The sequence below is a fragment of the Halomonas sp. 141 genome, from assembly GCF_002810305.1.
GTDB lineage: Bacteria > Pseudomonadota > Gammaproteobacteria > Pseudomonadales > Halomonadaceae > Vreelandella > Vreelandella stevensii.
The window spans coordinates 31,212-45,298 of record NZ_PINZ01000003.1; the positions used below are offsets into that span (position 1 = coordinate 31,212).

General features: G+C 60.6%; 11 protein-coding genes and 2 pseudogenes. 6 read left to right on the forward strand and 7 right to left on the reverse strand.

Features of this window, described 5'->3' with window-relative positions:
• Nucleotides 1-57: 57 nt before the first annotated feature.
• Nucleotides 58-3,405: pseudogene (locus CWI66_RS02410) on the reverse strand (acyl-[ACP]--phospholipid O-acyltransferase).
• 34 nt (nucleotides 3,406-3,439) lie between these two features.
• Here CWI66_RS02410 and CWI66_RS02415 point away from each other — a divergent pair.
• A complete protein-coding gene (locus CWI66_RS02415) occupies nucleotides 3,440-4,285 on the forward strand; it encodes a putative RNA methyltransferase (RefSeq protein WP_100730835.1) in 846 nt (281 codons plus the stop codon).
• A 104-nt stretch (nucleotides 4,286-4,389) separates the two neighbouring features.
• Here the strand turns inward: CWI66_RS02415 and CWI66_RS02420 are convergent, their stop codons facing one another.
• From CWI66_RS02420 to CWI66_RS02430, 3 genes are all read right to left on the reverse strand, one after another.
• Nucleotides 4,390-4,596, reverse strand: coding sequence for a cold-shock protein (locus CWI66_RS02420; protein WP_009095703.1), 207 nt, complete (start codon nucleotides 4,594-4,596; stop codon nucleotides 4,390-4,392).
• A gap of 222 nt (nucleotides 4,597-4,818) precedes the next feature.
• A complete protein-coding gene (locus tag CWI66_RS02425) occupies nucleotides 4,819-5,034 on the reverse strand; it encodes a TIGR02450 family Trp-rich protein (protein ID WP_081195417.1) in 216 nt (71 codons plus the stop codon).
• A 178-nt stretch (nucleotides 5,035-5,212) separates the two neighbouring features.
• Nucleotides 5,213-5,386 (reverse strand): YqaE/Pmp3 family membrane protein, encoded by a 174-nt coding sequence (locus CWI66_RS02430; protein ID WP_016914759.1) that lies wholly within the window; start codon nucleotides 5,384-5,386, stop codon nucleotides 5,213-5,215.
• Between the two features lie 157 nt (nucleotides 5,387-5,543).
• Between CWI66_RS02430 and CWI66_RS02435 the strand changes: the two genes are divergently transcribed.
• Nucleotides 5,544-7,541: a TonB-dependent receptor gene (locus CWI66_RS02435; protein ID WP_198517429.1), complete on the forward strand. Its 1,998-nt coding sequence runs from the start codon at nucleotides 5,544-5,546 to the stop codon at nucleotides 7,539-7,541.
• A gap of 75 nt (nucleotides 7,542-7,616) precedes the next feature.
• Here the strand turns inward: CWI66_RS02435 and CWI66_RS02440 are convergent, their stop codons facing one another.
• Both CWI66_RS02440 and CWI66_RS02445 read right to left on the reverse strand, forming a co-directional pair.
• Nucleotides 7,617-8,615 carry an NADP-dependent oxidoreductase gene (locus CWI66_RS02440; protein ID WP_016914756.1) on the reverse strand — a complete coding sequence of 333 codons (999 nt, stop codon included), beginning with the start codon at nucleotides 8,613-8,615 and terminating at the stop codon, nucleotides 7,617-7,619.
• A 161-nt stretch (nucleotides 8,616-8,776) separates the two neighbouring features.
• A complete protein-coding gene (locus CWI66_RS02445) occupies nucleotides 8,777-9,169 on the reverse strand; it encodes a septal ring lytic transglycosylase RlpA family protein (protein WP_081137818.1) in 393 nt (130 codons plus the stop codon).
• A gap of 313 nt (nucleotides 9,170-9,482) precedes the next feature.
• On the opposite strand from CWI66_RS02445, the gene CWI66_RS02450 reads away from it, so the two are divergent.
• Both CWI66_RS02450 and CWI66_RS02455 read left to right on the forward strand, forming a co-directional pair.
• Nucleotides 9,483-10,922 (forward strand): hypothetical protein, encoded by a 1,440-nt coding sequence (locus CWI66_RS02450; RefSeq protein ID WP_100730837.1) that lies wholly within the window; start codon nucleotides 9,483-9,485, stop codon nucleotides 10,920-10,922.
• A gap of 95 nt (nucleotides 10,923-11,017) precedes the next feature.
• Nucleotides 11,018-11,806, forward strand: a complete 789-nt coding sequence (locus tag CWI66_RS02455) for an RsiV family protein (protein ID WP_232710705.1) — start codon at nucleotides 11,018-11,020, stop codon at nucleotides 11,804-11,806.
• Nucleotides 11,807-11,812: 6 nt separating this feature from the next.
• Here CWI66_RS02455 and CWI66_RS02460 read toward each other — a convergent pair.
• Nucleotides 11,813-12,520, reverse strand: a pseudogene (locus CWI66_RS02460) (DMT family transporter); the annotation flags it as partial.
• 247 nt (nucleotides 12,521-12,767) lie between these two features.
• On the opposite strand from CWI66_RS02460, the gene CWI66_RS02465 reads away from it, so the two are divergent.
• Nucleotides 12,768-13,325 carry a cytochrome b gene (locus tag CWI66_RS02465; RefSeq protein WP_081137810.1) on the forward strand — a complete coding sequence of 186 codons (558 nt, stop codon included), beginning with the start codon at nucleotides 12,768-12,770 and terminating at the stop codon, nucleotides 13,323-13,325.
• Nucleotides 13,326-13,361: 36 nt separating this feature from the next.
• Entirely contained in the window at nucleotides 13,362-14,084 is a 723-nt protein-coding gene (locus CWI66_RS02470; RefSeq protein ID WP_016914749.1) for a membrane protein, read from the forward strand.
• The last annotated feature ends 3 nt before the right edge of the window (nucleotides 14,085-14,087 follow it).

Here is a 14,087-nt window from a genome sequence, read left to right on the forward strand (position 1 = left end):
TGTCCGTGCCTGTGAAAGTCCTTGCCGTTTGCCCTCTGTCGGCCGCGCTACTGAGTATCAAGGCTCCCTGAGCTGCTGCTCTGCCAACCGCTTGGCGCCCGCGAAGTCGGCTTTCTTGGCAAAGCGCGTGTAGCGGTCGATGAGGGTCAAGAAGCCGTCTTCGTCCATGTATCCTTTATCGCCCGTGATGTACCACCGTTGCCCATCCAGTGTCTTGAGTGCCGAGGCAGTGCGTTCGGGGTCATTAAGGTAGCCTTGCATGACCTGAGGGCCACTGACGATCACCATACCGGCTTGCCCGGTGGGCAGTTCATCCAGGCTTTCCGGGTCGACCACTTTCACGCTGGTGCCCGGCAGCGGCATGCCCACCGTGCCCGGCTGATGCCCCTTTTGCAGCGGCTGCGAACGGGAGCCCAGCGTGTCGGGCAAGTTGACCGAGACCACCGGAGCGGTTTCGGTGGCCCCGTAACCTTCATAAATGGGCTTGCCGAACTTGGCCATGAAGCCTTCTCGTACGCGCTCATCCAGCTTCTCGGCACCGGCGACCACGATGCGTAGGCTGTGCAACTGCTCGGCTTGCACTTTGGGATGACGGTTGAACAGCCGCAGCAGGCTGGAGGTGCTGAACATGATGGTGGCCTGGTGCTGGCTGACGGTCTTGGCAACCCCGGATACGTCGGTCGGGTCGGCGTGTCAGACCAGGGGCAGCCCTTCCACCAGTGGCAGCAGCTGAGTCACCGTGAACCCAAATGCATGAAATGTCGGCAGCGAGGCCATCACCACATCGTCGTGCTGGGTGTTCAGTACGTCGGAGGTTTGCTTGATATTGGCCATCAGGTTGCGGTGGCTGAGCATGACGCCCTTGGGCATCCCTTCGCTGCCGCTGGAGAACAGGATGGCCGCCGTAGCGCGGGCATCCTGTGCGCGGCAGAAGAGCGTTTGCAGCAGCCAACCGGGGAGGCTGCGAACGGCTAGCCAGGTCATCAGCCGCTCCCGGCGCGTCATGCTGGCCTGCAGGTCTTCCAGGTAAAGAACGCGAAGGCTGGCCAACAGCGGTGTGACGTCGAGGCCGCGCTGCTCCAGCCTGGTGACAAAGCGTCGGGAGGTGAGCAGCGTGCGTACCTCTGCCTGCTGAAGTGCAAAGGCCAGGGCTTCCTGGCTGGCCGTATAGTTCAGGTTGACCAGCGTTTTACCCGCCAACAGCGTCGCCATATTGGCCAATACCCCCGCCGAGCTGGTGGGCAGCAACGCCCCGACGACGGGCTCCTGGGCACTGTGGCGCATCAGACGTTTAGCGATCAACAGGCTGCCCGTGAGCGCCTGGCCGGCACTCAATGCGCTACCCAACGTATCTGCCACGGCAGGCGCGCCGGGGCGGCGTTTGACGCTTTTGATCCAGGCGCAGGGCAGGCTGGGCAAGGTATCCATGGCGTGCAGCCAGGAGTGGGTGGCCTGTTCGAAAATGCGCCGCTTGATCACATCGGCGGAGGTGTCTTTCGGCAGCGGCTTGCCAAAGGCGACCACCACGGCGCGGTGCAGCGGCGCGTTGCGCAGCTCCTTCAGCTTGCTGGAGGAGCGGGAGAACTGACTGCCCCACAGCCCGCGCAGATAGAAGGGCACGATGCACACACTCGGGTCGGCCTGCTGGCAGGCGCGCTGGTAGCCTCGGCGCAGCTCGCCCAGTTGGCCGTTATAGCTGATGGCACCCTCTGGAAACAGGCACACGACCTCGCCTGCATTGAGCATGTTGGCCACTTTGTCCAGCGCAATGTCGGCCTGCTCGCCGCGTTCGATGGGGATGCAGCCCAGGGCCTTGAAAAACCAGCGCAGGTACCAGCGTTGATAAATGGAGCGCAGCATCACGAAGCGCACGGGGCGTGGGCTGGCGATCTGCACCATGGCCCAGTCGATCCAACTGATATGGTTGCCCAGCAGCAGCACGCCCCCCTGGGCAGGCAGGTTCTCCAGGCCATGCACTTCTACTCGGTAGCGGCGGGTGAGTAGAAACCCCAATACGAAGCGCACCAGGCTCTGCGGCAGCTTCAAGATAGTGTAAGCGCCGCCCGCCATGGCAACGCTGGCAATCAACAGCAGCAGATAGTGGCTATCGACCCCTGCCAGAGCGAACAGCGCGGTAAGCGCCAGAAAGCCCAGCATGGCCAGGTTCTGGATCCAGTTATTGGCGGCCATCACGGTGCCCAACTGGTGGTCGGCCGCATGGAACTGAATCAGTGCGTTCAGCGGCACGATGAACAGCCCGCCCATGGTGCCGATGAACACGAAGTTCAACGCCTGGCTGGCGGGCGTCGTGAACAGGGGAAGGCACCACAGGCCGATGGCGACCCCAACGGCTCCCACCGGAATCAGCCCGGTTTCGATGCGGTTGCGGGACAGTGAGCTGGCCAGCAGCGACCCCAGCGCAATCCCGATCCCGCTGGCGGCCAGGATGGCTTGCAGCACCAGCGTGTTATCGATGGAAAGCGCATCCTTGGCATAGGACGGAAAGGCGGCCAGCAGCACCTGGCCCACCGACCAGAACGTGGCCAGGCCGATGATCGACAACCGCAGTACGGGCTGTTGGGCAATCAGTCGCAGGTTTTCCCTGAGGGCGGTGCCGCTGCGGTAGCGCGCCCAGGTCAAGGGGGTAGGCGCGGGGCGCGGTGGGTCCAGCGGCAAGCGGTACAGAGCGACCACCTGCAGGACGCTGTTGAGGACCAGCAGCCAACCCAACGGGGCAATGTGGCGCAGCAGTTCGGCAGGGGAGCCGCCGCCCGCAGGCACCCAGTATTCGAACAGCGCGGTAAAGGCCACGGTGCCTGCCAGTATCGCGGCGATGGTGACGGCTTGCACCAGCCCATTGGCCTCGGCCAAGCGTGGCTTGCCAAACAGCCCTTTCACCAACCCGTACTTGGCAGGGGAGTAGAAGGCCGACTGAATGGCCAGCAGCAGCGTCATGGCAAACGCCAGCCAGAACCAGCCCTGGTAGTAAGCCGCCGTGATACCGAGCGACACCGCCACGGCCGCCCAGGCCGAGACGCGCAGCACGCTGACGCGGGGGATCCGGTCGGAAAGATGGCCCGCAGGGCTGAACAGCAGAATGAACGGCAGCAGAATCAGGCCATTCACCAGCGCCGTCAGCACCACCTGTTGCGTACCGTCGTAGCTTTTGAAAATCGTGTTCTGGATAACGATCTTGTGCCCTAGATCCACAAACGCATTGAGGAAAATGGCCATCAGGTAGGGCCAGGCGCCCGCGCTGCGCAGCAATGCTTGCATGGTGTCTCGCCTTGTTTGCCGGATGCTTGATACACCTGCGCGCATTGTGTTGTGCGGGCTTTCCGGTATCGTGGTCGGTTTTGAAACTGATCGTCTTGCAGGGTGATGCAGTATAGCGTGCTTGCGCATACGCTCGACAAGGCTGCCAAGAGAATCCCCATTGATGAATAGCACCCCCTTTCAGGCGTTGGCCTGCCCGCTCGATGGCGAACCGCTCTATCTGGAAGGCAATACGTGGCGATGTGCCGCTCGTCACGCTTTCGATGTGGCCAGGCAGGGCTATGTGAACCTGCTGCCGGTGCAGCAGAAGCGCTCGACGGACCCTGGCGATAGCAAGCCCATGGTGGCTGCCCGCCAGCGTTTTCTGGCGGCGGGGCATTATCGGCCGATTGCCGAGTCGGTGAGCGAGATCCTCCAGCGCCATGCCCATGGGCAGGAGGCGTATCACTGCCTGGATGCGGGGTGTGGCGAGGGGTACTACCTGCGTGAGCTGGCGGGGCGGTGGCCAGCCGAACAGTCGCTGGCGCTGATGGGGTTGGATATTTCCAAGTGGGCGGTGCTGGCGGCTGCCAAACAGGGGGCCGAGACGTGCCGCTGGGTGGTGGGCAGCAATGCGCAGCTGCCGGTACAGTCGGCCACGCTGGACAGCGTGCTGTGCCTGTTCGGCTTTCCGGTGCATGCGGAGTTTGCGCGGGTACTCAAGCCGGGTGGGCAGCTGCTGCAGGTGGAAGCGGGGCCTGAACATTTGCGAGAGCTGCGTGAGGTCATCTACCCGACCCTGAAGCCCGCCCGTGAAAAGTCTCCCGAGGTGCCCGCAGGCTTTGTGGCGCATTCAGCGCATGAGCTGCGCTATGCGGTCACTTTGAAGGGGGCCGAGCCGATTGGCGATTTGCTGGCCATGACGCCTCACCTTTACCGCGCCAGTGCCGAAGGCCGTGAGCGAGCGGCGAATCTGGAGGCGCTGTCGTTGACCGTGGATGCACGGCTCATCGTCTGGGAGCGAGTGTAGTTTGCTGATGACGCTCAAACGCAAAAAGGCCCGCCGAAGCGGGCCTTTCTGGTGGAACCCATCACACGAGGCGTGGGTTCCAGCAAATGCTCAAGTCCGAGGACTTAGGAGATTTGCTTGATGTTAGAAGCCTGCAGGCCTTTTTTACCCTGGGTAACGTCGAAAGAGACGTTAGCGCCTTCTTGCAGGGTTTTGAAGCCGTCAGACTGGATTTCGGAGAAGTGTGCAAACAGATCGTCGCCACCGTCAGAAGGAGCGATGAAACCGAAGCCTTTGGTGTCGTTAAACCATTTAACTGTGCCAGTTGCCATTGTGTAGATCCTTTGCGCTGATGCGCCTTAATAAAATTCCTGGTATTACCCAGATGAAGTAGCGGGTGAAACAAGGAATACAATATTCAGGCTGACGAAAAAGATCGTATGCAACTGAAACCATGCTGCTTGCTTACTAACCAACTGACGCTACAGTGTCATGCTTACGCGGCTGGGTCAAAGCCTTTCGTGATTATTTTTTGAGTCTTGCCATGGGAAGCGTTATTTCCAGCCCATTTTCCACGTCTGGCCATCCTTGAGCGCCTGCCAGGGCAGCGTGGTTTCACGGTGGGAGTGCACGGCTTCCAGCACAATATCGACGACCTGCTCTTCCTCGTCGCGCAGCAGCTGGGTCACGATGAAATGTTTCTCCTTGTTGCGGGGCGTGGCGGCTGTCCATTTGCTGTGGTGTAGCTTGTTGGGGTTGATACGGTTCATTGATGCTCCGGCAAGTGCGCATGTCAGGAGGATGAGGGTACTCTGATAGGTACACAGCCCGGCAGGGATAGGGCGGGTGGAGAAACGCCGCTGTGCGCGAGGCAAAACGGCGTTTGCTAAACCGAGTGGATACGAGAGGCCTAGTGCTTCAAAATGACCCTAGTGCTTCAAGATGACCCTAGTGTTTCAAGATGACATAGAACGCATGAAGGATGCCCGGTATGAAACCAAACAGGGTCAGCAGGATATTGAGCCAGAAATGTCCTTTTAGCCCGACTTCGAGAAACACCCCAAGAGGGGGGAAGATCACCGCAAAAATCATCTTGATCGGGTCTGTCGCTGTCAACGCCATAAAGCCTCCTTTGCTTTTTTAGCTACCCTATAAGACCAACCACTTACACTATCGTTCAGCTTAGGCTGGGCGCCAATCATTGGGAAGGGAATCCATGCATCGTTTTCAATTACCGTTTTCACGTACACCGCTGGCGCTGTTGTTAGGGTCGGTGGTGATGACCCCGGCGTCGGCGCAAACTGCGCCCGAGGCCAGTACCGTGCTGCCTGCCGTGGAGGTCAGCGCTCCCCGTTTGGCCCGTGAACTCTATGCGACCCCGGCGGCTGTTTCGACCCTCGACGCCCAGGAGATCCAGCAGGGGCAGCAGCGGGTGCGGCTGGATGAGTCGCTGAACAGGGTGCCCGGGGTATCGCTGCAGAACCGCGATAATTTTGCCCAGGGCCAGCGTATCGCCATTCGTGGTTTTGGTGCCCGGGCGCCGTTTGGCGTACGGGGGATTACGGTGATGGTGGATGGCATTCCGTATACCTTGCCGGATGGTCAAGCGCAGCTGGATGCCATCGATCTGGACAGCGCCGAACGGATCGAGGTGATTCGCGGCCCCTCATCGGTGCTCTACGGTAATGCTGCCGGGGGCGTGATCGACGTGACCACGGCCGATGGGCGCGACAACCCTGGCACACGCATCCGCCTGGGGGCGGGCAGCCATGGCTATCAGAAAGTAGCGCTGCAGCACGGTGGCGCGCAGGGGGATTGGTCGCATCATGTCAGCTTGACGGCCCTCAACGTGGATGGTTATCGCGAGCAGAGCGCCACGGAAAAGTACCTGCTGAATGCCAAGCTGCGCCGTGAATTGGGCAGTGAACGGGCACTGACGGCCATTATCAACGTGCTGGATAACCCGCGCTCGGAAGACCCCGGTGCCCTGACGGCCACTGAGGTTGCGCAGGGGCGCGATCAGGCTGCGCCCAACGCCTTGGCGCTGGATGCCCGGCAGCAGGCCGAACAGCAGGTGCTGGGGCTGCAATACGAAGACCTGGCGCTGGGGGACGGCGCCTTGTACCTGCGCGGCTTTGTGGCTCGTCGTGATTTCGAACAGCAGCTGCCGTTTGTCGGTGACAGCCGTTTGGGCTATCGCCGTGATTACATGGGGGCCAGTGCCGAGTATCACCAGGCGGCCATGCTGGGCGAGCTGCCCCTTGATTACGTGGTCGGCGTCGACCTTGCCCGCCAGCAGGATGACCGCTACCGCAATCGGGTCAATGCCCTGGGCGCAGTGGGGGAGACCTCGGCTGACGAAACCCAGCGCGCCACCTCCAGCGGCGTCTTTGCTCAGGGGGACCTGGCGCTTTCCGAGCAAGTGACGTTTTCGCTGGGCGCGCGCTTCGACCGCGTGGCGCTCAGGGTAGACGATGACTTTCTGGCAGATGGCGACCAGAGTGGCCGTCGCTCTTTCAGCGAATGGAGCGGCTCGGCGGGGTTGAGCTACCGTTACCTGCCTCAGCATCAGCTCTATTTGAATACCGGCACCGCGTTCGAGACCCCGACCTTTGCCGAATTCGCCAACCCAGCGGGCGGGGGCTTCAATCCGGCCATCGAACCGCAAAAAGCCTGGAATCGGGAAGTCGGGCTGCGTGGGTATGTCGAGCCGCTGGCCATGGATTATGATCTGGCGCTGTTTTCCGTGCGGGTGCGCGATGAGCTGGTGCCTTTCGATGAAGGCGGGCGCACCTTCTACGAGAACGCCAGCGATACCCGGCGTGATGGGATCGAGTTGGCGCTGGGCTGGCAGCTGGCCGATGCATGGCGAGTGAACAGTGCCTTGACGCTGGCGCGCTACGAGTTCGATAACTTTGACGACTCAGTGGCGAATTTTGATGGCAATCGGCTCCCCGGCTTGCCCGAGCAGACCTGGATCAACCAGTTGACCTGGCAGCAACAGGAACGTTTTGCCACGCTGGAAACCGAATATATCGGCAGCCTGATGGCCGACAACGCCAACGCCACCAAGGTCGACAGCTATTGGCTGGTCAACCTGCGTGTAGGCGATGAGTGGCCGCTCAGTGGTGATACGCGGCTGAGCGCTTATCTGGGGCTGCGTAACCTGTTCGACGAGGAGTATAACGACAACGTGCGCATCAACGGCACCTTTGGGCGTTTTTACGAGCCTGCGCCCGGGCGCAGTGTTTATGGGGGCGTCGAGCTGAGCTTTTAAAGCCTTGGAAACGGCAAAGGGCAGCCTGAGCTGCCCCTTGAGCATAAGAGGGGGTGGTAGAGAATGCCTGGTGAGTTACAGCTTCACCAGCATCTTGCCCGTATTGGCGCCTGAGAACAGTGCCAGAAACGCCTCCGGGGTGCTTTCCAGGCCTTCCTTGATGGTCTCCTGATAGACGATGCGACCATCGGCCACCTGGGGCGTCACTTCATTCAGGAAGTAGCGATAGCTGGCCCAGTGATCTGCCACGATGAAGCCCTGCATCCTGGCCTTGCGGACCACCAGTTGTGACAGGTTGCGGGGGCCTGGCGCAGGTGTCTCGGCATTGTAGCCTTCGATCATGCCGCAAACGGCGATACGCGCCCCTTCGTTGAGCTGAGCCAACGCGGCTTCCAGGCAGATGCCCCCCACGTTTTCGAAATAGACGTCGATGCCGTTCGGGCTGGCAAGCTTGATGGCGTCGCTGAGCTCCTGCGCAGTGCGGTCCTGGTAGGTGACTGGCTCGACGCCTACCGACTCCAGCCAGGCCAGCTTATGGGCTGCCCCGGCAATGCCCACCACATGGCAGCCTTTGGCCTTGGCCAGCTGTACCGCCAGTGACCCCACGGCACCGCTGGCGGCACTGACCAGCACGTTATCGCTGGGTTTGCATTCGGCAATCAGGTTCAGGCCTGTCCAGGCGGTCATGCCCGGCATGCCCAGCACGCCGAGGTAAGCCTGCTCGGGGGCGTCGCCTTCCGGCAGCGGGGTGACGCTTTCGCCCGGCAGTTGGGCAATGTCTCGCCAGCCGCCCATGTGGCTGACGCGCTGGCCTTCCTTGATATCGGGATGCCTTGACGCGATGACGTCACCAATGGCGCCGCCTTCCATGGGCTTGCCCAGCTCGAAAGGGGCAATGTAAGTGCGCATGCCCGTCATTCTGCCGCGCATGTAAGGGTCTACCGAGAGCCAGCGATTCTGGATGCGAACCTCGCCCTCTTCCAGTTCCGGCAGCTCGGCACTTTCCAGCGCGAACGTAGAGAGGTCGGGTAAACCTTCGGGGTAGGTCGTGAGCGTATAGAAACGAGAAATCATCATAGCCTCCTGCTGTCAGGGAACGCGGTAATCCTTGCCTCATAAAGACCATTAGCCTGCTTTCAGGTTCATTACGCTATAAAAAAGCGGCCCCCGAGAGGGCCGCTTTTAGTTAGCAGGATCGCTTAAGGGGTAGCACACGCTCGCGGGTGTGTTATCCGTTAATCTACCAGAGTGATCATCACTGGGGCGGTGCCTCGGCGTACCATGCCTAGTGCGCGCGCCGCTCGCTTTGAAAGATCGATGACACGCCCTTGAACGAAGGGACCACGATCATTGATCATCACTTCTACTTCCTGCCCTGTGTCGGGGCGAGTGACCAGCACTTTGGTGCCAAACGGGAGGCTTGGGTGAGCCGCCGTGAGAGCTTGCTGATCAAAGGTTTCACCGCTAGCGGTGATGGCACCCTGAAAGCGATCACTATAGAAAGAGGCAACGCCTTCTTCGAGCTTCGGGTTTACTGCTGATTGACTGGCAACTGCTTGGTGAGCGGTAGAAAATACCAGCAGTGTGGCCAGGCAAGTCGTTCGTACCAGGTGTTTTAGGGCTCCCATTGGAGTACCTCAGAGGTTCGTGTCGCGGACTCCGCTTTTATCGATGAGGCGCCAAATTGGCCTGCTGATAGTAGCCCGCGCATGGAGCGTCGGCAAGCTTTAAGAAGATCGACGCAGATAGCTCCATAATTGCGCTTTTTGTAACGAATCATTATGCCTTTGTGTTTCAGTAAGTTAACCGGGGTGGTGTGCCATGGAGCACCGCCCGGGAAAGCGCGTTATTTTTGTGGAAAAGTTCCCTTTATATCGATGAACCGCCTTATAATCTGGTTTCGCTATATCGGCGTTTTTGCCTACGATCAAGGATGCACCTATGGCCAAGTCCCCTTCTCTTACCCTGCTGCTGGTTGCTGTCGGCGGCGTTGCCGTGGGGTACTTCGCAGCACAATCTTTTTCTCAAGCGCCCGCCACGCCGGACACAGTGGAAGTGTCGGATGAAGCTGCCAATAGTTCAGGCAGCATCTTCGATGGGCTGGAGACCCTGACGCTTGGCGAGCGTGGCCGAGGCGAAATTACCTCCGCCAATGAGCTGAATGGCAATGACGGTAGCCGCTTTGCCCGCTACGTCATCCAACTGGATGAAGATGCCTTGGTGGAAGTGTCGCTGCGCGGCGCTTTGCAGGGCATCGTGGCGCTGTACGATGATCAGTTGGAGCTGCTGTCCAGTGCCGATACCGTACGCTATCGGGTGAAAGAGAGCGGCGACTACATGGTGGTGGTTAGCGGTGCCGATGCCCAGAGCTATGGCCCTTACAGCGTCGAGGCCCGCACCATCGAGCTGAGCGATTCTGACACGCTGGCCGTGGGTACGCCCATGGATAGCTGGCTGGAAAGCACCCCCCGCGAAGTAACCTTGACCATCGAAGAAGCAGGCATGTACCAGATCGAGATGCGTGCCGATGAGTTCGATGCTTACCTGGAGCTACGCGGCCCCAACGGCTATTACCGGGAAGACGATGACAGCGCCGGTAACCTGAATGCCCGCATTGCCGATTTTCTGGAGCCGGGTGATTACACCGTGACCGCAAGAAGCGCCTTTGGTGATGGCAGTGGCCTGTTCACGCTGGTCGCAGAACCGCGTGAGCTGCCAGGCGAGGGCGAGCTGCGCAATGACGGTGCCATTCAGTCGGGTGAGTCGCTGAATGGCTGGTTCAGCGGGCAGCCCTTGAGCTACGAGCTCGAGATCGAAGAAGCCGGCATGTACCAGATCGAGATGAATTCCAGCGATGTGGATGCTTATCTCGTGCTGGAAGGTGCCAACGGCTATTACCGTGAAGACGACGACAGTGCCGGTAATCTGGACGCCCGTATTGCCGATTTCCTTGCGCCCGGCAACTACCAGATCACGGCCCGCACGGCGTACGGTACCGACAGCGGCCTGTTTACCCTGTCAGTGGCAACACGTGAGTTGCCAGAAGACGTAGAGCTGCGCAACGAAGGCGAACTGACCCCCAATGAAACCATCAATGGCTGGTACAGCGGCGAACCGTTGACCTATCAGCTAACCTTGACGGAGAGTTCGCGGGTAACGCTGGCGATGAACTCCACTGACTTCGATACCTATCTCGAACTGTATGGCGAAGGTGTCTCCTACAGTGACGACGACGGCGGTCAGGGAACCAACGCCCTGCTGGAGCAGGCGCTGCTACCGGGTACTTACACCGTGAGCGCGCGTGGTTTCAGCGCTAGCGGCAGCGGCATGTTCGAGCTGGAGATAAGCGCAGAGCCTACGGAAATGCAGCCTGACACTTGAGTGGGCCAGTAGGTAACGCGGTGATCATGCCTCTGCTCTGTGCAGGGGCATTTTTATGCTGGTATGGCCAGCATCGCATTCACAAGGAGGTTGATATGGTACGTCTGACATCGGTCATGAGCGTGGGCGCGTTGATGGCCAGCAGTGTATGGCTAACCGGTTGCCACACTTCGCAGCAACCTCAGGAGGAGCCGCTGGCATTGGCCACGCTGGCCGTAGAGCAGCAGTTCGTGGCGCCCGGCTGTGACGGAGAGCGCTGCTCGACGGTGCGTATTTCAGCACTGGAGTTCCCCCAGGATGAAGCACTGACGCAGCAGTTGCAGGAGCGTCTGCTGACCCTGGGCATGGGGATCACCGAAGAGCAGGCCGAGCCTGCCGCTTCCTGGGAGGCGTATGCCCAGCACTTTTTCGAACTGGCCGAAGAGGGCAACCGCTTGACGCCCCCGGAAATGACCAGTGAGGCCATGCTCGAAGCCACGGTTCATGCCCATCACGACGACCTGCTGGTGTTGGAGCTGAACAGCTATGTCTACCATGCCGGGCAAGCCCATGGATTGCCCATGACGGCGTTCATGGTGATCGATGAGCGCCGCCGAGCAGTGGTCGAAGCCGAGGATATGCTGCTGGATGGGCAGGAGGCTGCCTTCGATACGTTGCTGACGGAGGCTCACCAGCGCTGGGCAAGCGAGATGGGGCAGGATGAACAGTTCCTGGCGAACTGGCCGCTATCCCCCAGTCGCAACATTGCCCCGCTGGAGGAGGCATGGGAGGTCAAGTACAACGTATACGACATCGCACCCTACGCCGTAGGTCAGCCCACCTTGACGATCCCCGTTGAAGCCCTCGACGGCGTGGCCAAGCCGCGTTTTATCGGCGCAGAGTAAGGGCTGCTAGCGGCCTGCTTTCAAACAGCCGACCACCACCAGTAGGGCGGCGCTGGGCAGCCGCCAGTCCAACACGCTGACGCCAGCCATGACCAGTAACAGGGCCGCCAGAATGGGTACTCCATAGGCCAGGCTGCCCACCAGGCTGGCATGGCCGAAGCGCAGCGCTCTATCCCAGGCCACCATGGCGATGCCGTAAGGCCCGAGGCCCAGGGCAATACCCGCAAACAGCGCTTCTTGCTGGGGCAGCGCCGTGCTGCCTTCCAGCAGCATGCTGGCGGTGAAGGTCATGGCGCAGGCAATCAACAGCAGGCGGGGCAGTAGCGGCGTCAGCGAGACCGGCGCTGCCTGGCCTGTCCAGGAGTAGAGTGCCCAGCAGCAGGCAGCCAGTAGGGCCAGGGCGTAGCCCGATGCGGCCCCGCCAACACCGCTACCCAGCGCTTGTGGCACCAGCAGTAGCGCGGCCCCCATGAAGGCGATCAGCGCTCCCGATACGCTGGCCAACGTCAAGCGGCCCGTGCGGTACCACTGGCTCAAAAGGACGAACAGCACCGGCCAAGTATAGGTAATCAAGGCGGCTTCTGCCGCTGGTGCCCAACGCATGCCGATGAAGTAACTGCTTACCGCCCCGACGATCAGCAGCGGAACGCCCAGCCAGATACCGGCCTGCCAGCGCCACGTGCAGTGGCTCAGCGTCACCTTACGGCTCAAGGGGTTCAGGGAAGTGGCGGAACAGGCGCTTCAGGCCGCAGGGCGCCACTGGCGTGTGGCGTATACCAGCCAGTCCATGGCTGGGCTGATTCGAGAACAGCTGGCCGTGCCCAGTGAGGGTTGATTTGACGTGAGAAACAGGCGGCAGGCTATTTCATGCAGTACGCTATTCCATGACTATAGTAATTTAACGTCGTGCCGCGAAGGTGGCAGGCTGATGATAACGATGAGACGGGGCAGGGAGTCATGAATGCACGAGCTTGATCACTATATCTACCCCCACCGAGTGCTGCATTGGCTGGTGGCGGGGGCCGTTCTGCTGGGACTGGCCACCGGGCTGACGCTGGGCTTTCTGGGCTACGAGCGAACGCTGGGCCTGCTGGGCAATACGCTGACCAACCTGCTGTATACCAGCCACAAGACGCTAGGCGTGGCCGTCCTGCTGCTGATGACACTGCGTATCGTAACGCGACTGGCATTCGTCGTGCCCGACCATGACCCGCCGCTGACGACTTTCGAGCGTTTAGTGAGTACTAGCGTACATCATCTGCTGTATGCGGCGCTGGTCGTCATGCCGCTGCTGGGCTGGGCTGCCACGGCCACGGGCGGCTTTCCTGTGGAGTTTTTCCACTGGCACTTGCCGGGCCTTCTGGGGCGCCACGAAGCGCTCTCGCAAACGCTGTTCATGTGGCACGAGCGGGTGGGCTGGGCGCTGGTAGTGCTGATTACGCTGCACGTAGCCGGGGCGCTGTTCCACTGGCGTATCAAGCGCGACAACGTGATGAAGCGCATGAGTCTATTCGACTAAACGAGTTCTCACCGCGTCACAAGGAGTGTGATCACCATGGCCCAGCAGCTTGCTTTCGCCCTGGGATTGGCGGCCATCCATCTATACGCTGGCAAGCTGCAGCGGCTCAATGCCCTGCCGCGCAGCGCCTGGCTCTCGTTTGCGGGCGGTGTGTCGGTAGGCTATGTCTTTATCCATATCTTTCCCGCCTTGAGTGACGCTCACGACACCATCACCGAGCATGGGCCGCTGTTCATTCTCGAGCACAATGCCTACCTGACGGCCCTGGTGGGGCTGGGCGTGTTCTATGGGCTGGAACAGTTGGCCAAGGTCTACTCCCATCGAGACATGCCTCAGAAACGGGTATCGCTGGGCAAGCTGCGGGGCGTGTTCTGGATCCATATTGGCTCCTTTGCGCTCTATAACCTGTTGATCGGTTATCTGCTGGTGTACCGCGACAACCAGCTGCCGGAAGCCCTGTTCTTCTTCCTGGCCATGGGGTTTCACTTTCTGGTCAACGACCACGGGCTGGTTCAGCACCATCGTCAGCGCTACCTGATGAAGGGCCGGTGGGTATTGGCGGCGGCGGTGTTCGCGGGTTGGCTGATTGGCCATGCCATTCAGCTCACGGATGCCCTGATCAGCCTGCTGTACGCCTTCGTGGCGGGGGGGCTGGTGTTGAATGTGCTGAAAGAGGAGCTGCCGGAAGATCGTCACAGCCGTTTTTTACCCTTCGCCGGTGGGGCGGCGGTATGCGCGGGGTTATTGATGTTTGCCTGAGCG